Origin of the sequence: Bacteroides sp. 3_1_23, assembly GCF_000162555.1 — a bacterium.
GTDB classification, from domain to species: domain Bacteria; phylum Bacteroidota; class Bacteroidia; order Bacteroidales; family Bacteroidaceae; genus Bacteroides; species Bacteroides ovatus.
This window is the reverse complement of the sequence record NZ_GG774949.1, coordinates 1,784,349-1,805,442: the sequence shown is the minus strand read 5'-3', so window position 1 is coordinate 1,805,442 and position 21,094 is coordinate 1,784,349. Positions and strand designations below refer to the sequence as shown.

Here is a 21,094-nt window from a genome sequence, read left to right as displayed (position 1 = left end):
AAAACATGATTCGAAAAATAATAAAAGCTCTTTGGATATTCTTGGCAGTCATAGTATTGGCTATTGTTATAGTCTTTGTCTCCATTTCAAAGGGTTGGATTGGCTATATGCCTCCTGTAGAGGAACTCGAGAACCCGAGCTATAAATTTGCAACAGAGATTTTTTCTGAAGATGAGAAAGTGCTTGGTACATGGTCTTACAGCAAGGAAAACCGGGTGTACACGGCTTACAAGGATTTGTCACCCAGTATTATCAATGCTCTTATTGCAACGGAAGATGTTCGTTTTGTCGAGCATTCGGGTATTGATGCCAAAGCATTGTTCCGTGCGTTTGTGAAACGTGGTTTGATGTTTCAGAAAAATGCAGGTGGGGGTAGTACCTTGTCACAACAGCTAGCTAAACAGTTGTTTACGGAAAATGTGGCTAGAAATACACTTCAACGTCTTTTCCAAAAACCGATTGAATGGGTGATTGCGGTGAAACTTGAACGTTACTACACCAAAGAGGAAATATTGAGTATGTATCTCAATAAATTTGATTTTCTGAATAATGCTGTTGGTATCAAAACTGCTGCATATACCTATTTTGGCTGTGAACCGAAGGACTTGAAGATTGAAGAAGCAGCTACATTGGTGGGTATGTGTAAGAATCCGTCACTTTACAATCCGGTTCGTTTCAACGAACGTTCCCGTGGCCGTCGTAATGTGGTGCTCGAGCAGATGCGTAAAGCCGGATATATCACAGATGCAGAATGTGATTCTTTGCAGGCTCTTCCGTTGAAACTGACTTACAATCGTGTTGACCATAAAGAGGGGCTGGCTACTTATTTCCGTGAATATCTCCGCGGCGTCATGACAGCACCGAAACCGGTAAGAAGTGATTATCGTGGTTGGCAAATGCAGAAATTCTATGAGGATTCTATCGCTTGGGAAACTAACCCGTTATATGGCTGGTGTGCGAAAAACAAGAAGAAAGACGGTACAAATTATAACATCTATACAGATGGATTGAAGATTTATACAACTATCAATTCACGTATGCAGCAGTATGCCGAAGATGCTGTAAAAGAGCATTTGGGTGATTATCTGCAACCTATATTCTTCAAAGAAAAAGAGGGAAGTAAGAATGCTCCGTATGCACGATCACTACCGGAAAAACGAGTGGAAGAGTTGTTGACGAAAGCAATGAAACAAACGGAACGTTATCGCCTCATGAAAGAGGCGGGAGCTTCGGAACAACAGATTCGTAAGGCGTTCGATACACCGGAAGAAATGACTGTCTTTTCCTGGAAGGGTGATAAAGATACGATTATGACACCGATGGATTCTATCCGCTACTACAAATCTTTCTTGCGGACGGGATTTATGTCAATGGATCCGGCAAACGGACACGTGAAGGCTTATGTGGGCGGACCGAATTATGTATATTTCCAGTATGATATGGCGATGGTAGGACGTCGTCAGGTAGGTTCTACTATTAAGCCGTATTTATATACATTGGCAATGGAGAACGGATTTTCTCCTTGCGATCAGGCACGCCACGTAGAGCAAACTTTGATTGATGAGAATGGAACTCCCTGGACACCACGTAATGCAAATGATAAGCGTTATGGAGAAATGGTAACTCTGAAATGGGGATTGGCAAACTCCGATAACTGGATTTCTGCATATCTGATGGGTAAGTTGAATCCGTATGATTTGGTACGCCTGATCCATAGTTTCGGTGTACGTAATAAAGCAATTGATCCGGTGGTTTCACTTTGTCTGGGACCTTGTGAAATTTCTGTCGGTGAAATGGTCAGCGCATACACAGCTTTTGCCAATAAAGGAATCCGGGTGGCTCCATTGTTCGTTACCCGCATTGAGGATAGTGATGGCAATGTCATTTCTACTTTTGCACCGCAAATGGAAGAAGTGATAAGCGCGTCGAGCACTTACAAAATGCTGGTTATGCTGCGTGCCGTTATCAACGAGGGAACGGGTGGACGTGTTCGTCGATATGGAATTACCGCTGATATGGGTGGAAAAACAGGAACGACCAATGATAACTCCGATGCCTGGTTTATGGGATTCACTCCTTCACTGGTATCCGGTTGTTGGGTAGGAGGGGACGAACGTGATATTCACTTCGGTAGAATGACCTATGGACAGGGGGCTGCTGCAGCTTTGCCTATCTGGGCAATGTATATGAAGAAAGTGTATGACGATCCGACCTTGGGATATGACCAGCAGGAGAGATTCAAACTCCCTGAAGGGTTTGACCCGTGTGCCGGTTCGGAAACTCCTGATGGCGAAGTGGAAGAAAGAGGACTGGACGATCTTTTCAATTAAAGAAGTGCACAAGTATATTGTTTGCATAGGGAGTAATTACAACAGGAAAGAGAACTTGACTTTTGCCAGGCAGAAGCTGACAGAATCGTTCTCTTCTATATGTTTTGCTCCCGAACTGGAAACTAAACCTTTGTTTTTTAAGAATCCGGCCTTGTTTTCCAACCAAGTGGTTCTGTTCTTTTCCGATAAGGATGAAGAGGTGGTGAGGAAAACGCTGAAAGATATAGAACGGAGGTCCGGACGTCGTCCGGAGGATAAGAAAGAGGAGAAGGTTTGTCTGGATATTGACATGCTTTTATATGATAACAAAATATTAAAACCGGAGGATTGGCAAAGGGGATATATACAACAGTCATTATCTGCTTTCCATTCTTCATTATTTATTAAGTAGATGAAATTTCTTGGAATTATACCTGCCCGTTATGCATCCACTCGTTTTCCTGCGAAACCGTTGGCTATGTTGGGCGGAAAAACAGTCATACAACGCGTATACGAACAAGTGGCAGGCGTTTTGGATGACGCTTATGTAGCTACGGATGATGAACGCATTGAAGCTGCTGTTAAGGCGTTCGGGGGAAAGGTTGTGATGACTTCCGTTCACCACAAAAGTGGTACGGATCGTTGTTATGAAGCCTGTACCAAGATTGGAGGTGATTTTGACGTCGTAGTGAATATACAAGGAGATGAACCTTTTATTCAGCCTTCACAACTGGATGCGGTAAAGGCTTGTTTCGATGATGCAACCACGCAGATTGCTACGTTGGTGAAGCCTTTTACTGCTGATGAACCGTTTGCCGTACTGGAAAACGTGAATTCACCGAAAGTGGTAGTCAACAAGAACTGGAATGCACTTTATTTTAGCCGTTCTATCATTCCTTATCAGCGGAATGCCGAGAAACAGGACTGGTTGAAGGGACATACCTACTACAAGCACATCGGATTGTATGCTTATCGTACAGAGGTGCTGAAAGAGATTACTATGCTTCCACAGTCTTCTTTGGAGTTGGCCGAATCTTTGGAGCAGCTTCGCTGGCTGGAGAACGGATACAAAATAAAGGTCGGTATCAGTGAGGTGGAAACTATTGGAATCGATACTCCACAAGACTTGGAACGGGCAGAAGAATTTTTGAAGAATAGAATCTAATCTTATGGATCGTACGATACAACCTGAAATACAAACCCTGAAAAATTTTCGTATACTTCCTCCCGTTCGAATGACGTTGCCAAACGGTATTCCGTTGACTGTTATTAATGCGGGTGAACAGGAAGTGGTACGCATAGATGTGCTTTTTGCCGGGGGACGCTGGCAACAGTCGCAGAAACTGCAAGCTCTGTTTACGAACCGGATGCTGCGTGAAGGTACAAAAAAATATACGGCTGCCACCATTGCCGAAAAACTGGATTACTACGGCTCATGGCTCGAATTGTCCAGTTCGTCGGAATATGCATATATCACTGTTTATTCACTGAATAAGTATTTGGCGAAAACATTGGAGGTGGTGGAATCTATGATTAAAGAACCGCTTTTCCCGGAGAAGGAATTGCATACTATCCTTGATACCAATATCCAACAATATCTGGTCAATACTTCCAAAGTTGATTTCCTGGCACACCGCAGTCTGTTGCAGTCGCTTTACGGTGAACAGCATCCATGTGGTAAAATAGTGGTGGAGGAAGATTATCATGCCATCACTCCGGAAGTGCTCCGTGAATTTTATGAACGGTATTATCATTCGGGTAATTGCTCTATCTTTTTGTCCGGTAAGGTGACGGAGGATATTATCAGCCGGGTGACAGATACATTCGGCACTTCTTTCGGCCAGCATCAGCAGCAGGTGTCGAGATTAAGTTTTCCTTTTACTGCTGTTCCCGGAAAGAGAATTTTTACAGAGCGTGAAGACGCCATGCAGAGTGCTGTGAAGATGGGATATACGACCATTACTCGTAATCATCCTGATTATTTGAAACTTCGGGTATTGATGACTTTATTCGGAGGTTATTTCGGCAGTCGGCTGATGTCTAATATTCGTGAAGAGAAGGGATATACTTATGGTATTTCGGCAGGAATCATGTTTTATCCGGATAGCGGACTATTGGCTATCTCGACAGAAACGGATAATGAATATGTGGAACCGTTGATACAGGAAGTGTATCATGAAATAGACCGCCTGCATCAGGAACCTGTGTCGGCGGAAGAACTGACTATCGTGCGCAACTATATGTTGGGAGAAATGTGCCGTAGTTATGAGTCGCCTTTCTCACTTTCGGATGCGTGGATCTTCATAGCTACTTCCGGTCTGGATGATGACTACTTTTCACGTTCTCTGCTGGCTGTGAATGAGGTTACTCCGATGGAAATACAAGATTTGGCACAGCGCTATTTGTGCAAAGAGACATTAAAAGAGGTCATTGCAGGTAAAAAGTTGTCATAAATTGCTTTCCGAAAGTGGGCTGTTTGGGATAGAAATTGTATCTTTGTCCAAATTGTAATTCTAAAATGAGTAACGACTAAAACCAATGAGGAAATATCTATATACTACACTTTTATTGGCTCTTCTTGCACAAGAGGGAGTGATGGCACAAGAAAATGAAGGAAAAAAAGGCGGATTTTTCGGAAAAATTAAAGATACATTCTCCACTGAAATAAAGATTGGCAACTATACTTTTAAGGATGGCAGTGTCTATACAGGAGAAATGAAAGGACGAAAACCGAATGGAAAAGGAAAAACAGTCTTTAAAAACGGTGATGTCTTTGAAGGTGAATATGTGAAGGGGAAACGTGAAGGATATGGAATTTATATGTTTCCTGACGGAGAAAAGTACGAAGGACAGTGGTTCCAGGATCAGCAGCATGGAAAAGGTATCTATTATTTTATGAATAACAACCGTTACGACGGTATGTGGTATCAGGATTATCAGCATGGTGAAGGAACAATGTATTATCATAACGGTGATTTGTATGTAGGTAAATGGGTGAATGATAAGCGTGAAGGCGAAGGTACATACACTTGGGCGAATGGTGCCAAATATACCGGTCACTGGAAAAATGATAAGAAGAACGGCAAAGGCATCATGAACTGGGACGACGGCTGTAAGTATGAAGGAGACTGGAAAGATGATGTCCGTCACGGAAAAGGGGTATTTGAATATACCAATGGAGATAAATACGATGGTGACTGGGCGGATGATATTCAACACGGAAGAGGTACTTACTACTTTCACACGGGCGATCGTTATGAAGGTTCTTATCTCTTAGGTGAACGCACCGGTGAAGGAGTTTATTATCATGCTAACGGCGACAAGTATGTAGGTAATTTCAAAAATGGCATGCAAGACGGAAAGGGTACTTTTACCTGGGCGAATGGTGCTGTGTACGAAGGAAGCTGGAAAAACAATAAACGTGATGGCAGAGGAGTCTATAAATGGAGCAATGGCGATGTTTATGACGGTGATTGGAAAGACAACCGTCCCAATGGACAGGGTACTCTGAAAACCGTTGCTGGGATGCAATATAAAGGTGGCTTTGTTGACGGATTGGAAGACGGACAGGGCGTACAAATCGATAAAGATGGTAATCGCTTCGAGGGCTTTTTCAAACAAGGAAAGAAAAATGGTCCTTTTGTGGAAACAGATAAAGATGGGAAGGTGATTAAAAAAGGAACCTATAAATTCGGAAGACTTCAATAGATGATAAATGGTAGTGGGCTGCGCATTGCGTGGCCTATTTTTTTGCATATATGTACCAGGTGATGGAATAATGATAATTGGTATGGACAAAGAAAAATGGATAATAACCCAAAGCGGTCATTATCCATTTTATAATTTCCTGTTGAAAGTAACTTCAACTATCATTTATCACTTGTCATCTGTTAAATGATGTATTGTGAACTGATAGATTCGTTATTCATCACTCGTTTGATTGTTTCAGCAAACATATCGGCAATACTCAACTGTTTTACTTTCGGGCATTTCTTTGCGTAAGGGATGCTGTCGGTAAATACCATTTCTGTCAGACCGGACTCTTGTACACGGAAAGAAGCCGGATCAGACATTACGCAGTGGCTGGCGATGGCACGTACTGATTTGGCACCGGCATCCAGCATAATGTTGGCTGCTTTGGTGATTGTTCCTGCTGTGTCAACTATATCGTCGATCAGTACGACGTTTTTACCTTCTACGTCACCGATGATTTGCATAGATGCTACTTCATTGGCTTTTTCGCGTGATTTGTTGCAGAGTACCAATGGTACACCGAGGTATTTGGAGAAAGTACTGGCACGTTTTGAACCTCCTACATCCGGTGTAGCAATAACCAGATTTTCCAGTTGCAATGACTGGATATAAGGAAGGAATACTGCTGATGCGTACAGGTGATCTACCGGGATATTGAAGAATCCCTGAATCTGGTCTGCATGCAAGTCCATCGTAATCAGACGGTCGATACCTGCAACAGACAGCAGGTCGGCTACCAACTTAGCGCCGATAGATACACGGGGTTTGTCTTTTCTATCCTGACGTGCCCATCCGAAATAGGGGACTACAGCTACAATACTCTTTGCAGACGCACGTTTTGCAGCATCGATCATCAAGAGAAGTTCCATCAGGTTATCTGAATTAGGGAAAGTGGATTGAACCAGGAATACGTGTGCGCCACGAATTGACTCCTCATATGAAACTGCAAATTCGCCATCGGCAAAATGGGTAATGTTCATATTTCCCAGAGGACAATCCAGGCTTGCGCAGATTTTTTCTGCCAGATATCTCGAGTTCGTTCCCGAGAATACCATAAAGGGTGCTTTTTCGCTCATTTTGTAATAGATGTTACCTATTTGTTAATTTGCCTGCAAAGGTAGGAATTTCTCTTATTATTTAGAAGGACTTATTGTATAAAAAATATTTTTCTCTCCAACTTATCGGAAATATTTGTAGATTTGCTTTCTGAAAACAGTTAATAGTCAAAAATGAGTTCACGCTTTCCTTTATATATAATAGGTATAGTGTTGTTTGCCTCTTTTTTTTCGTGCACTGATATGGTGCCGACCAAAGAGGTGCGCCTGATTGATTCATTAAACGGGAAAGCGTATGCTTATCGTTATCGAAGCCTGAATTCTTCTTATAAATATGCCAATGAAGCCTATCGGCAGGTGAATTTCTACAAGTCGGGGAAAGCGGAAGCATCCAACAACCTGGGGTTCTGTGCTTTTATGGCTATGGACTTTGACCGGGCGGAAGCGTTGCATAAGGAAGTATATAAACTGACTAAAAATGAACTCGAACTGTTGATTGCCGACATCGGACTGATGAAAATCTGTCAGCGGACGGCTATGAACAAAGAATTTTATGATTATCGTAATAGTGCGCTCAAGCGCATGAAACGTATTCGTGAAGAGAGTGATTTGTTTGCCGACCGTCACGAGGCACTACGGCTGGATTATGCATTCACCGAATTTTTCATCGTTTCTTCTATTTATTATTACTATCTGCAGCAACGGCAGGAGGCCATCACATCTCTTAACCGGATTCCGGAAGATGAAGCTTTGACAGATACTAATCAGTTGCTTTATTATCATTATATTAAAGGTTCGGCCTCGTTGGTGGAAGCAACCAAGCCGGAAGACCGGAAAATGCGTGAGTTCGACCAACTTTATATTACCTGGCGGACAGCTGTTCAGACTAATCATCCTTATTTCGAAGGAAATGGTCTGCAAGGATTGGCTAATCTGATGGTTTCACCTAATAATTTCGAACTTTTTCGGACGAGAAGGGGATATGCGCTGGATCAGTTTGGGTTTCCCGTAGATTCGCTTTTGCCTTTGCGAATGGCACAGCGTGCGCTTGAAAAATTTCGTGAGTACAATGATTTGTATCAGATTGCCGGTGCGTATGTGTCTATCGGTAAATATATGAATGAGCACGGACGTTATACGGAGGCATTGGATACGCTTGCAAAAGCGTTGGATTGTGTGAATCAACATCACATGCTCTATTATCACCATGCGGCGGATACATTGGATAAACTACATGTTTTTGTAGAAGGAGATACGACTTATACCGGGGTTCCATGGATCATGCAGGAAGATGTGAGAACGGTACCTGAATGGATCTCAAGGATTCGGGAGCAATTGAGTGTGTCGTATGCGGGGCTCGGGATGAAGTATGCTTCTGATTACAACCGGAATATATATTTGGATATTTTAAATTATACCCGTCAGGATAAGGAGTTGGAGAGCCGCTATCTTTCATTGGAAGCCGATTCACGACAAATGACGCTTGTACTTTCTTTGGTTATTGTCGGACTTGTATTGGTGGTTATTCTTTGGTGGTTTTTCAATAAACGGTCTAAAATAAGGAATCAGGTAGACGTGGAGCGTCTGCAACGGATTCTGACTCTTTGCCGGGATATAACTTCGTCCATTCCGATGAATGTTCCATTAATTCAACAAGGTATCGATCAATTATTTGGGAAAGGACGTCTTCAACTGGAAATTCCGGAGGAAGGAAAAGCGGCACTGGTTCCTCTGCATCGGTTGAACCGTGATGAAAAAGCATTGGTGCATGTGCTTGAACCGTATATTGTTTGGGCTGCGGACAATGAGCAGATGGTGGAAGCGTTGAGTGACGAGCGGATGCAGTTGGAAAAGCAACGGTATGTTTACGAACAACATATTGCGGGAAATAAACGTCAGAATCTTATAAAGAAGGCTTGTCTGGGCATTGTCAATGGTATTAATCCTTATATTGACCGTATCTTGAACGAAGTGCATAAGTTGACGGAGCGGGGGTATATTGATAATGCGAAGATTAAGAAAGAGAAGTATCAATACATTGATGAGCTGGTAACTACGATTAATGAGTACAACGATATTCTGGCTCTTTGGATTAAGATGAAGCAAGGAACGCTTAGCCTGAATATTGAAACTTTCAGTCTCAATGAACTGTTTGAGCTGCTAGGCAAGGGAAGACGTGCTTTTGAAATGAAAAATCAGAAGTTGGAAATTGAACCGACTACGGTTATGGTGAAGGCCGACCGGGCACTAACTTTGTTTATGATTAATACGCTGGCGGAAAATGCCCGTAAATATACTCCGGAAGAAGGAACAATTAAAGTGTATGCCCGTACTACGGAGGATGCCTATGTCGAGATCTCTGTGGAGGATAACGGAAGAGGTATTTCCGAAGAAGATGTGGCGCATATCATTGGTGAGAAGGTGTATGATTCCCGTGTGATCGGAATGAAGAATGCGGCCGATCCGGAAGTGTTGAAAGAAAACAAAGGTAGTGGTTTCGGATTGATGAATTGTAAGGGAATCATTGAGAAGTATAAGAAAACGAATGATTTATTCCGGGGATGCGTTTTTGATGTGGAGAGTGAACTGGGGAAGGGAAGCCGTTTTTATTTTCGTTTGCCTTCGGGAGTGCGTAAAGCAATGGGGGTATTGTTGCTTTGCTTGTTGCTTCCGTTGGGGATGGTTTCTTGTCTGCATGATCCGATTCCTCCCATGTTGCAGGATGGCGATTCGATTGTAGTAGTTATGGATTCTGCGTATGAGGATTTGCTGGATGTAGCGTCGGATTATGCGAATGCTGCCTATTTTGCTAATGTGGATGAAAATTATGAGTTGGCTTTGCAATATATAGATTCTGCGATGCTTTTTCTGAATGAGCATTATGAAAAATATGCGCGTCCGGATCGCCCACATCGGTATATGAAGCTGGTAGGTGAGGGAACGCCTGCTGAAATCAGTTGGTGGAACGAACTGTTTGATTCGGATTATCATGTAATTCTGGATATCAGGAATGAGGCGGCAGTTGCTTTTCTGGCTTTGAAACAGTTGGATGCTTATAGTTATAATAATTCGGTATTTACAGATTTGTATAAGTTACAGGGAGAGGATCAAACCCTCGAAGCATATTGCCGGCAGTTGGAGCGTTCGAATACCAATAAGACGGTAGGAATTATTTTATGCTTTGTTTTATTGATTGTTTCGTTGGTTGGATATTATTTTCTGTACATGAGAAAACGTTTGCAGAATCGTTTGAATCTCGAACAGGTACTTGAGATTAACCAGAAGGTGTTTGCTGCATCTTTGGTGAGACCGCAGGAACAGGAAAATGCAGAGGCACTTCAACGAGAAGAGAGTACGCTTAAAGAAATTCCGCAGCGGATTGTGGATGAAGCATTCGGTTCGGTAAATGAATTACTGACGATTGACCGGATGGGAATTGCCGTTTATAATGAAACGACACATCGGCTGGAATATGCTTCTCGTCCCGGACAGGAAATGCCGGAGATGGTAGAGCAGTGTTTTAGTGCCGGAGAATATCTTTCTGAGCAGCATCTTCAGGCAATTCCGCTGATGGTGGAAGCAGGGGGCGAGCATCAATGTGTCGGTGTGCTTTATCTGGAGCGCAGAGAAGGAACGGAACAGGAGACGGATCGACTGCTTTTTGAACTGGTAGCTCGTTATGTGGCTATTGTCGTGTTTAACGCAGTGGTGAAGCTGGCTACAAAATATCGGGATATCGAGTCGGCACACGAAGAAACACGTCGGGCTTCCTGGGAAGACAGCATGTTGCATGTTCAGAATATGGTGCTTGACAACTGTCTGTCGACTATTAAACATGAGACGATTTATTATCCGAATAAAATCAAGCAGATTGTAGGGCGGTTGAATGCGCAGAATCTTTCGGAAACGGAGGAGCGTGAAGCGGTGGAGACTATGACGGAATTGATTGAATACTATAAGGGAATCTTTACGATTTTGAGTTCGTGTGCTTCCCGTCAATTGGAGGAGGTCACTTTCCGGCGTACGGTGATTCCGGTACAGGAACTTTTGGATGCTGCCGGAAAATATTTCAAGAAGTTGATGAAGAATCGACCGGAGAGGATAGAATTGGAAATAGAGCCGATGGAGGCGAAGGTGATAGGAGACGTGAATCAGTTGCGTTTTCTATTGGAGAATTTGATTGATGAAGCATTGACTGTACGTGAAGATGGAGTGATACGTCTGCAAGCGCGCAAGGATAATGAATATATTCGTTTCCTCTTTACGGATACGAGACGTGAGAAGAGTGTGGAAGAGTTGAATCAACTATTTTATCCGAATCTGGCACGTATGACTTCCGGTGAAAAAGGGGAGTTGAGGGGAACGGAATATCTGGTATGCAAGCAAATTATCCGCGACCACGACGAATTTGCGGGACGTAGGGGATGTCGTATCAATGCCGAGCCGGCTGAAGGCGGCGGGTTTACGGTTTATTTCACTATTCCGCGCCGATAAAAGGAAAACACATAAAAGTTATTAGATAAGGAACATGGAAGAACAGAAGTTTAAAGTTATTATTGTAGAGGATGTAAAACTGGAGTTGAAAGGGACAGAAGAAATATTCCGTCATGAAATACCGAATGCAGAAGTGATCGGCACGGCAATGACGGAAAGTGAGTTTTGGCCGTTGATGGAGGCCCAGCTTCCCGATCTGGTATTGTTGGACTTAGGACTAGGAGGTTCTACGACCATTGGTGTTGATATTTGCAAGAATATATTCAAACGTTACAAAGGAGTTCGGGTATTGATCTTCACGGGTGAGATTCTGAACGAAAAGTTGTGGGTGGACGTATTGAATGCCGGTGCCGATGGAATCATCCTCAAAACGGGTGAGCTACTGACGAAAACAGATGTACAGGCTGTGATGGATGGAAAGAAATTGGTATTTAACTATCCGATTCTGGAAAAGATTGTAGATCGTTTCAAGAAATCTGTAGCCAATGATGCTAAGCGTCAGGAGGCTGTCATCAGCTATGATATTGATGAATACGATGAACGTTTTCTCCGTCATCTGGCTTTGGGTTATACGAAAGAGATGATTGCCAATCTGAAAGGAATGCCTTTTGGTGTGAAATCATTGGAGAAACGGCAGAATGATCTTATTGGACGTCTTTTTCCGAATGGAGAACGGGTGGGAGTGAATGCTACCCGGTTGGCAGTACGTGCATTGGAATTGCGTATTATTGATCTGGATAATCTGGAGCCTGACGAAGAGTAAATTAAGTATTAACGGTAGCTTCTTGCTTAGTCGGAAAATGATGAAGAATAAATGGCGCATGCCCCATCCCGCTACGATGTTCCTTCTGCTGACAATGGCAGTGGTCTTTCTTTCATGGATATGCGATATCTATGGATTGAAAGTGACATTGCCGCAGACAGGTGAGGATATCCGTGTACAAAGCCTGTTGAGTCCGGAAGGAATCCGCTGGTGGTTGCGGAATGCTATTAAGAACTTTACAGGTTTTGCTCCATTGGGCATGGTGATTATTGCTATGTTCGGATTGGGAGTGGCACAACATTCCGGTTTTATTGATGCTTGTATCCGCATGGGGGTGGGAAACCGGCAGGAAAAGAGGAAGATCATCTTGTGGGTGATTGTGCTTGGCTTGTTGTCGAATGCCATTGGTGATGGTGGATATATCATTTTATTGCCTATTGCTGCTATGCTGTTTCAATGGGTGGGGCTTCATCCGATTGCAGGGATTGTTACGGCTTATGTTTCCGTTGCGTGCGGGTATAGTGCTAATATTGTATTGAGTACGATGGACCCGTTGTTGGCGCATACCACGCAAGAGGCTGCACTGGCACAAACGGGTTATCAGGGGAATACAGAACCTCTTTGCAATTACTTTTTTATGAGTGCTTCAACGGTGGTCATTACGGCTATTGTGTATTGGATTACTCAAAAATGGCTTCTTCCTACGTTAGGTAAGTATGAAGGCAGTATGAAGGTGGTGGCTTACCATCCTCTGTCTCGTAAAGAGCGGCGTGCCATTATGATTTCCATTGTTGTGGCAGCTATCTATGTGGCTCTTATCTTGTGGCTTACTTTTTCTTCTTATGGAATTTTGCGGGGTGTGAATGGTGGTTTGATGCATTCGCCTTTTATTGCCGGTATTTTGTTTTTGCTTTCTTTGGGAGCAGGTATTACGGGAATGGCTTATGGATTCAGTTCCGGACGGTGTCGCACTGACAATGACGTGATTGAAGGACTTACGCAGCCAATGAAACTTCTTGGAGTGTATTTCGTTATCGCTTTCTTCGCTGCGCAGATGTTTGCCTGTTTTGAATATTCCCATCTGGATAAATGTCTGGCGATTATGGGGGCTGACTTGCTTTCTTCGTTTGAACCGGCTCCTTTGTCTGCTCTTGTTCTGTTTATTCTGTTTACGGCATTGATAAATCTGATTATGGTATCTGCTACCTCCAAATGGGCTTTTATGTCTTTTATCTTTATCCCGATGTTTGCACAGATGGGAATTGCTCCGGATATAGCACAATGTGCTTTCCGTATCGGAGATAGTTCGACGAATGCCATTACTCCTTTCTTATTCTATATGCCTCTGGTGCTTACCTATATGCGGCAATATGATAAGCAGATTACGTATGGTTCATTGCTGAAATATACTTGGAGATATTCATTAGGCATCCTGGTTGTCTGGACATTGCTGTTTATCGTTTGGTATTTGTTGAAAATACCGATGGGATTGTAGGGTTAAGGAATGATTGCCGGGCTCCGGTTTATCTGATTGGAATTTTGTTTTTCTGAATTAATCGCTATATTTGCACCGTTCCTTAAAGAAAGACAACGAATGAATCTACCAGAAATCTCTGAAAATCTAATTGAACAGTTAAATCACGGTAATACAAAAGCATTTGATAAAATCTATCATACCTACTACCTTTATTTGTGTGCGATAGCTGTTTATTATGTGCATGACAAGAGGGTGGCAGGGGAGATTGTGAATGATGTCTTTGTCGCTTTTTGGCAGAATCGCCACCATATCACTCACCCGGCTCTTCCGTACTTGCGGCGTGCTATTCAAAACGCAAGTATTAGCTATCTGCGTTCTTCCTACTTCAACGAAAAACAGATGACGGAACAGATGGAAGAAATCTGGGCTTTTCTCGAAAATCATATTCTTTCTTCCGATAATCCTTTGCAGGCATTGGAGCATAGCGAAATGAATACCATCATCATGAAGAAGGTGGAGGAATTGCCAGCCAAATGCCGTGCCATATTTAAAGCAAGTTTGTATGAGGGTAAGACATACAGTGAAATTGCCGAGGAGCAGAATATTAATGTGACCACTGTAAGAGTACAGATGAAAATAGCATTGACTAAGCTACGCGAATCACTGGGTACTCCTTATATGATAGCTATTTTGATGTTTCTCTAAAAATCGCTTTTCTTTTAAACGTTTCTTTTTTTATTGCGTATCTAGTTATATACACCCATAGAAAAAGTACGTTTATGAATGACTCTTATCATATAGAAGAATTGGAAATCCAGATAAGCAACTATCTGTCCGGTAACTGCACCGAAGAGGAGAAAGAAGCTCTGTTCGCTTATCTGGCTTCCAATGAAGATGCAGCTAAAATTTTCCGGGAGATGTCCGCAGTATGGGCTGTTTCTTCTGTGCCTGCATTTGCCAAAGTAGAGGATGCTAATTTATCACAGATAAAAGAAAAAATAGCCGCTGCTGAGATGAAACCTGTCCGTTCGCGGAAGATAGTTCCTGTGTGGCTGAAGGTAGCTGCTGCAATTATTTTGTTGTTGGGCTGTAATTACTTCTGGTACACTTATACTGAAAATCTTACGGAAGTATATACGAATGCGGATTCTCCTTATGAAATTAAAGTGCCAGCTGGTTCGCGGACGAATATTGTGCTTCCGGATGGAACAGAGGTTTCATTGAATGCGGGTTCTGTGTTACGTTATTGCCGTGGGTTCGGTATTCGTGAACGTAATGTTACGCTTGATGGCGAAGGATATTTCAAGGTGGCGAAAAATGAGAAGATTCCTTTCTTTGTAAATACGAATGGTGTACAGGTAAAGGTGGTAGGGACTGTTTTTAATGTACGCGCTTATGATGACGATAATTATGTAATGGTATCTTTGTTGGAAGGTCGTGTCAATTTAGCCACTTTGTCCGGTTCGGTAATGAAACTATTCCCTAGCGAACAGGCTTTTTACGATAAGAATACGGGCCGCATGGAGAAAATGAAATCAAATGCTAGTTCTGCCTGTGACTGGTTGGATGGTGGCCTGACATTTGAAGATGCTCCGTTTGCCGACATCGCACACCGTCTGGAGCGCAAATTCCAGGTGAAGATCAGTTTAGAGAGTGAACGTCTGAAAGCGGAACGCTTTTCCGGATGTTTCAATAGTAATCAAAGTATCAATGATATATTGGGAGAAATCAACGTTGAGAAGCAATATACATGGAAAGTTAGTGGAGACACTATCTTTATAACTGACAAGAAAAAGGAGGTAAAATAAGAAAAAGTAAAGTATGATTGGGAACTTAGTCGATAGATATATCGGCGGTTCAGCGTTGTATAGAAAGATATTATGTTAACCTTTAATAGTGAAAAATATGAGATTAATAGTAAAAAGAATATTATTAATGCTTCTACTTTTGTCTGTAGGAAACGTTTTGACTGGTGGTTTCCAGCTATCGGCACAGGAACAAAGTAAGCGATTCAGTGTGAAAGTAGATAATATTACTTTGAAAGAAGCCATTGAAGTAATAAAGAAGCAAGGCAATTACTCTTTCCTGATTCGTAATAATGACATTGATTTGAATAGGAAAGTCTCTGTGAATATAAATAACGGTACTATTAATGATGTGATGGGACAATTGCTGGCCGGTACGGACGTCAGTTATGAAGTGAACGGAACCCGGGTGATTATGTTCCATGCAGTGACACCGCAGAAAGAACAGGAAAAAGCGTTTGTCTTAAAAGGTAGAATCACTGATCCTACAGGTGAAGGGGTGATTGGGGCAAATGTGAAAGTGGTCGATTCTACGGAAGGTACCATTACGGATATGGATGGCAATTTTTCTTTGATGGTTACTCCGAATGCCCGTTTATCCATATCGTATATTGGCTATGCCACACAGGAAGTGGTGGTGAAAGATCAACGTCCTCTCAATGTAACTTTGAAAGAAGATACTCGGTTAATAGACGAAGTAGTAGTTGTTGGTTACGGCGTACAAAAGAAAGCGAACCTGACAGGTGCGGTGAGCAGTGTGAAGATGGATGATGTTTTAGGTGACCGTCCGGTGGTGTCTGTGAGTGACGCTTTGAAAGGGGCAATGCCCGGCTTGCAGATTACAGGTAATTCAGGAAGACCCGGTGAAGAAATGAGTTTCAACATTCGTGGTGTCAACAGTTTGGATAAGAATGGGAAACCGCTGGTGCTGGTAGATAACGTGGAGATGGATATTAATATGCTCGATCCGAACGATATTGAATCGGTGACTGTTTTGAAGGATGCGGCATCTTCTGCTATTTACGGAGCACGGGCAGCTTTCGGTGTGATTTTGATTACTACAAAGAAAGGCTCGGATGCAACTAAACTCTCTATTAATTATTCAAATAACTTCTCTTTTAGCAGACCTGCCAATATGCCTCATAAGGCTACTCCGCTCCAAACGGTACAGGCTTATAAGGACATGGGGACAATCAATTATCAAAGTGGTCAGAACGTAGATACCTGGTTGGGACTTTTGAAGGAATATAATGCTAATCCGTCTGCATATCCGGATGGTTATGCAATGGTGGACGGGCTGCGTTATAGCTTGGCAGAAACTGATCTTTTCGATGATATGATGGAGACTGGTTTCCAGCAAACTCATAATATTTCGGTAGGTGGCGGTACGAAAGATATTTCTTATCGTTTCTCCTTCGGTATGGTGAATGAAAATGGGGTACTGGCTTCGGATAAAGATACGTACAAGCGTTACAATGTGTCTTCTTATCTCCGTTCAGATGTGTTTTCATGGATTACTCCGGAATTGGATATTAAATATACGAACTCTAACTCCTCTCTGCCGGAAACTTCCGGAGGATATGGTATATGGGGAGCAGCAGTCGCATTTCCTTCTTATTTTCCTACTGGAACAATGAATATTGACGGCGAAGAATTACCGATCAATACTCCTCGTAACTTGATTGATCTGGCATATCCGACAACTATTCAAAAGAATAATCTTCGTATTTTCGGAAAGGTTACGATCAGTCCTTTGAAGAATGTGAAGTTGATTGGTGAGTATACATTCAATCATCTAAGTAACGAGAAAACGAAATTTGAGAAGAAGTTCTATTATGCACATGGAGGTAACTTTGTGAAAGAGGTTTCCACTGCCAATTCCAAGTATGAATATTCCAATGGTATTACGGATTATAATGCATTGAACTTCTATGCTAACTATAACAACTCATGGGGCAAACATGATGTAACGGTGATGGGAGGTTTCAATCAGGAGAGTAGTGATTATCGTTATGCTGAGATGTCGCGTATGAATATGATTAATGAAGATCTGCCGTCTATTTCGCAGTCGACAGGTGATTATTTTGCTAAAGACAAATTTGAACGTTATACGGTAAGAGGGTTATTCTATCGCATTAACTATTCGTTTGCCGGCAAGTATTTGCTTGAAACGAACGGACGTTATGACGGTTCTTCCAAATTCCCGAAGAATAGCCGTTTCGGTTTCTTCCCTTCGGTTTCCGCCGGATGGCGTATCAGCGAGGAAGCGTTTATGAAACCTTTGAACTCTGTTCTTTCGAACTTGAAATTGCGTGGTTCTTGGGGCAATATTGGAAATCAGAGCATCACTCCTTACGCATATATTCCCGGTATGGATGCGGAACAGGCTTATTGGACTGTTTCCGGTATTAAAGTTACTACTTTGAAACCAGCTGCTTTGGTTAGCAATAGCTTTACTTGGGAAAAAGTAACGACAATTGATGTCGGATTCGATCTTGGGCTATTGGATAACAGATTGAATATGGTGTTCGACTGGTATCGTAGAGATACTAAGGGTATGCTTGCTCCGGGCTCTGAACTTCCGGGTGTATTAGGTGCAAGTGCCCCTTTACAGAACACGGCTGACCTTCGTTCTAAAGGTTGGGAAATCTCGGTTGACTGGAACGATCAGATCGGAAAAGTGAAATATAGCATAGGCTTTAATCTTTACGATGCGAAAACAAAGATTACTAAATACAACAACGAAACAGGACTGTTTGGCAAGGACAAGAACGATAATGAAACATATCGCGTAGGAATGGAACTGGGTGAAATTTGGGGGTATGTGACCGATCGTTTGTACACAGTGGATGATTTCGATGCAGATGGCAAACTGAAACCGGGTATTGCTAAAGTGGAAGGTTATAATCCGAATCCGGGAGATATATTATATAAGGACTTGGATGGTAATGATATTATCAACAGTGGTACCAGTACAACGAAAGATCCGGGAGACCGTAAAATCATTGGTAATAATACCCGGCGTTATCAGTATGGTATTCATGGTAGTGCAAGTTGGAACGGTTTTTCTCTGTCATTCTTGCTGCAAGGAGTTGGTAAACGAGATTTGTGGGTGATGAACGATCTGTTTTATCCGCATTATGATGCTTGGACTACCGTTTATGATTCACAGTTGAATTATTGGACTCCGGAAAATACGAATAGTTATTTCCCCCGTATTTATGAGAAAGCGGCCGGAAATACAGATGCCAATACACGTGTACAGACTCGTTATCTACAGGATGGATCGTACTTAAGTATTCGTAATATAACGCTTTCTTATAATTTCCCGTCTAAGTGGATGAGTAAGATTGGAGTTAATAATCTGGCTGTGTTCTTCAGTGGTGAGAATCTTTATACGTTCGACCACTTGCCGAAGGGACTTGATCCGGAACGTTCTGTCACGGATGATTTAGGACAACGTGGTTTTACCTATCCGTATATGAGACAGTATTCGTTCGGTATAAACCTTTCATTCTGATTGTTTCACAACTTAAAGAGTAATTATTATGAATAAATATATACTATGTGTAAGCGTTAGTCTTTGTTTGTTGATGTCGTCTTGTCTAAATGACGAATTTCTGGAGGTTTATCCCAAAGGACAGCAAACAGAAGCATCGGTCTTTACTACCTATGACAACTTTAAAACGTATACATGGGGATTGTATAACGTGTTCTTCGGATATACGTATGATACAGGGCAAACGGATGAAATTTTCCGTGGTGATTTTGAATCGGATAACATGATAAAAGGATTGGATGGATATGAAGGTCAGTGGGCATATCGCAAAGCAAAGGCTACGGATGAGTCTAAAGATTGGGATTATGATTATATCCGTCGTGTTAACCTGATGCTCGATAATATTGATCATTCGGAAATGAGTGAAACCGAGAGGGAGCATTGGAGAAGTGTGGGATATTTCTTCCGTTCTTATAAATACTTTCAGATGCTTTCTAAATTTGGTGATATTCCTTGGGTAGAGCATGCTTTGACTGAGGAAAGTCCCGAGCTTTATGGAAAACGTGATAGTCGTGACTTGGTGGCTTCCAATATTCTGTCTAATTTGAAATATGCGGAAACACATATTGGCAGTAATATCGAAGCGGATGGGAAAAATACAATTAATATGTATGTGGTGAAAGCTCTTATTTCCCGTTTTGCTTTATTTGAAGGAACTTGGAGAAAATATCATGGTTTGTCGGGAGCGGATACTTATCTGGAAGAATGTGCCCGTGCTTCTGAAGAGGTGATTAAGCAATATCCGAATGTGCATCCTAAATATGATGAGTTGTTTAATTCGGAAACACTGGATGGGGTGACAGGTATTCTTTTGTATAAGGCTTATGAAACCGGACAGTTAATGCATGGTTTGACCCGTATGGTGCGTACAGGTGAATCTTATATTGAGGCAACGAAAGACGCGGTAGACAGTTATCTTTGTACGGATGGACGACCGGTTAGCACGACGACTAGCCGTTATGGGGGTGATAAGAATATGTATGGACAATTCCGTGATCGTGATTACCGGTTGTATTTGACGATCTGCCCTCCATATATGGTGAAGAAAGAAAACGGACCCAGTACGGCTGATTGGAAATATACGGATAATGCACAGGACAGGGAATTTATAGATTTAATGGCTACGATTTCCGGTGAAACTTATCATCGTTTGCCGTCTTCCAACTTTAAAGGATTCACCGTGCAAGGACAACCTCACTTTAAGAATATGAACTGGGGACAGGGCTGGAACGCTTCCCAAATGGGCTTCTGGGTATGGAAATATTATAATACACATACTGTAGCTACCAACGCGAATGGGGTGAATACAACAGATGCCCCGCTGTTCCGTATAGGTGAGGTGATGGTAAACTATGCCGAAGCGATGTGCGAATTGAACAAGTTCGACCAGGCTGCTGCGGATAAGTCTATTAACAAACTTCGGGCAAGAGCTAATGTGGCGAAAATGGTGGTGAATGATATTAATGATGCTTTTGATCCGAAGCGTGATCCTTCCGTTCCTGCTCTTTTGTGGGAAGTGCGTAGAGAGAGACGAGTTGAATTGATGGGCGAAGGTTTCCGTTTGGATGATTTGCGCAGGTGGAAGAAAGGAGACTATGTTAACAAACAACCGCTGGGTGCCTATGTGACAGGGGCTTCGGCCAAGAATTTGAAAGTAACGGGTGGTGCAGGTGCTGATGAAGGATATGTTTATTTCTTTGATACCCCGCTTGGATGGCAGGAACATTATTATCTGTATCCGTTGCCTTTGAAGCAATTGGCGTTAAATACGAATTTGGAACAAAATCCGGTATGGACAAAGTAATTTTAAATTGAAATGATGCACAAGACCTGTAATATTTTAGTATATTGCAGGTCTTGAAAATTTAAGGTAGAAAAT

At 42.3% G+C, this 21,094-nt stretch carries 13 protein-coding genes; 12 read left to right on the top strand and 1 reads right to left on the bottom strand.

The window, feature by feature from the left end:
- Positions 1-5: 5 nt before the first annotated feature.
- The 5 genes from HMPREF9010_RS17205 (at position 6) to HMPREF9010_RS17225 (ending at position 6,017) form a co-directional block, all read left to right on the top strand.
- Positions 6-2,330: a transglycosylase domain-containing protein gene (locus HMPREF9010_RS17205; protein WP_004308897.1), complete on the top strand. Its 2,325-nt coding sequence runs from the start codon at positions 6-8 to the stop codon at positions 2,328-2,330.
- A 4-nt stretch (positions 2,331-2,334) separates the two neighbouring features.
- On the top strand, positions 2,335-2,721 hold the full coding sequence (locus HMPREF9010_RS17210; protein ID WP_004295821.1) for a 2-amino-4-hydroxy-6-hydroxymethyldihydropteridine diphosphokinase: 387 nt from the start codon (positions 2,335-2,337) through the stop codon (positions 2,719-2,721).
- Positions 2,722-3,474 carry a 3-deoxy-manno-octulosonate cytidylyltransferase gene (gene kdsB / locus HMPREF9010_RS17215; RefSeq protein WP_004303421.1) on the top strand — a complete coding sequence of 251 codons (753 nt, stop codon included), beginning with the start codon at positions 2,722-2,724 and terminating at the stop codon, positions 3,472-3,474.
- Between the two features lie 4 nt (positions 3,475-3,478).
- Entirely contained in the window at positions 3,479-4,762 is a 1,284-nt protein-coding gene (locus HMPREF9010_RS17220; RefSeq protein WP_004308899.1) for a M16 family metallopeptidase, read from the top strand.
- A gap of 85 nt (positions 4,763-4,847) precedes the next feature.
- The gene (locus tag HMPREF9010_RS17225) at positions 4,848-6,017 is read left to right on the top strand and encodes a phosphatidylinositol-4-phosphate 5-kinase (RefSeq protein WP_004325840.1); all 1,170 of its coding nucleotides are present in this window, start codon (positions 4,848-4,850) and stop codon (positions 6,015-6,017) included.
- Positions 6,018-6,199: 182 nt separating this feature from the next.
- On the opposite strand, the gene HMPREF9010_RS17230 is transcribed toward HMPREF9010_RS17225, so the two are convergent.
- The gene (locus HMPREF9010_RS17230) at positions 6,200-7,138 is read right to left on the bottom strand and encodes a ribose-phosphate pyrophosphokinase (protein ID WP_032847337.1); all 939 of its coding nucleotides are present in this window, start codon (positions 7,136-7,138) and stop codon (positions 6,200-6,202) included.
- A gap of 153 nt (positions 7,139-7,291) precedes the next feature.
- On the opposite strand from HMPREF9010_RS17230, the gene HMPREF9010_RS17235 reads away from it, so the two are divergent.
- The 7 genes from HMPREF9010_RS17235 to HMPREF9010_RS17265 all read left to right on the top strand — a co-directional run bounded on the left by HMPREF9010_RS17235 (position 7,292) and on the right by HMPREF9010_RS17265 (position 21,019).
- On the top strand, positions 7,292-11,611 hold the full coding sequence (locus HMPREF9010_RS17235; protein WP_083792319.1) for a DUF5113 domain-containing protein: 4,320 nt from the start codon (positions 7,292-7,294) through the stop codon (positions 11,609-11,611).
- A gap of 34 nt (positions 11,612-11,645) precedes the next feature.
- Positions 11,646-12,374: a DUF5932 domain-containing protein gene (locus HMPREF9010_RS17240; RefSeq protein WP_004295828.1), complete on the top strand. Its 729-nt coding sequence runs from the start codon at positions 11,646-11,648 to the stop codon at positions 12,372-12,374.
- Between the two features lie 40 nt (positions 12,375-12,414).
- Positions 12,415-13,869, top strand: a complete 1,455-nt coding sequence (locus tag HMPREF9010_RS17245; protein ID WP_083792318.1) for an AbgT family transporter — start codon at positions 12,415-12,417, stop codon at positions 13,867-13,869.
- Positions 13,870-13,968: 99 nt separating this feature from the next.
- Complete coding sequence (locus HMPREF9010_RS17250; RefSeq protein ID WP_004308903.1) at positions 13,969-14,556, top strand: RNA polymerase sigma-70 factor; 588 nt, start codon at positions 13,969-13,971, stop codon at positions 14,554-14,556.
- Between the two features lie 74 nt (positions 14,557-14,630).
- Positions 14,631-15,659, top strand: coding sequence for a FecR domain-containing protein (locus tag HMPREF9010_RS17255; protein ID WP_008647991.1), 1,029 nt, complete (start codon positions 14,631-14,633; stop codon positions 15,657-15,659).
- Between the two features lie 127 nt (positions 15,660-15,786).
- On the top strand, positions 15,787-19,176 hold the full coding sequence (locus tag HMPREF9010_RS17260) for a TonB-dependent receptor (protein ID WP_032852499.1): 3,390 nt from the start codon (positions 15,787-15,789) through the stop codon (positions 19,174-19,176).
- 28 nt (positions 19,177-19,204) lie between these two features.
- Positions 19,205-21,019: a RagB/SusD family nutrient uptake outer membrane protein gene (locus HMPREF9010_RS17265; RefSeq protein ID WP_004308905.1), complete on the top strand. Its 1,815-nt coding sequence runs from the start codon at positions 19,205-19,207 to the stop codon at positions 21,017-21,019.
- Positions 21,020-21,094: the final 75 nt, after the last annotated feature.

Coding starts and splice junctions, on each gene's coding strand:
- HMPREF9010_RS17245 (WP_083792318.1), top strand. CDS start 12,415: ATGAAGAATAAATGGCGCATGCCCCATCCCGCTACGATGTTCCTTCTG.
- HMPREF9010_RS17250 (WP_004308903.1), top strand. CDS start 13,969: ATGAATCTACCAGAAATCTCTGAAAATCTAATTGAACAGTTAAATCAC.
- HMPREF9010_RS17230 (WP_032847337.1), bottom strand. CDS start 7,138: ATGAGCGAAAAAGCACCCTTTATGGTATTCTCGGGAACGAACTCGAGA.
- HMPREF9010_RS17205 (WP_004308897.1), top strand. CDS start 6: ATGATTCGAAAAATAATAAAAGCTCTTTGGATATTCTTGGCAGTCATA.
- HMPREF9010_RS17255 (WP_008647991.1), top strand. CDS start 14,631: ATGAATGACTCTTATCATATAGAAGAATTGGAAATCCAGATAAGCAAC.
- HMPREF9010_RS17225 (WP_004325840.1), top strand. CDS start 4,848: ATGAGGAAATATCTATATACTACACTTTTATTGGCTCTTCTTGCACAA.
- HMPREF9010_RS17260 (WP_032852499.1), top strand. CDS start 15,787: ATGCTTCTACTTTTGTCTGTAGGAAACGTTTTGACTGGTGGTTTCCAG.
- kdsB (WP_004303421.1), top strand. CDS start 2,722: ATGAAATTTCTTGGAATTATACCTGCCCGTTATGCATCCACTCGTTTT.
- HMPREF9010_RS17265 (WP_004308905.1), top strand. CDS start 19,205: ATGAATAAATATATACTATGTGTAAGCGTTAGTCTTTGTTTGTTGATG.
- HMPREF9010_RS17240 (WP_004295828.1), top strand. CDS start 11,646: ATGGAAGAACAGAAGTTTAAAGTTATTATTGTAGAGGATGTAAAACTG.
- HMPREF9010_RS17235 (WP_083792319.1), top strand. CDS start 7,292: ATGAGTTCACGCTTTCCTTTATATATAATAGGTATAGTGTTGTTTGCC.
- HMPREF9010_RS17220 (WP_004308899.1), top strand. CDS start 3,479: ATGGATCGTACGATACAACCTGAAATACAAACCCTGAAAAATTTTCGT.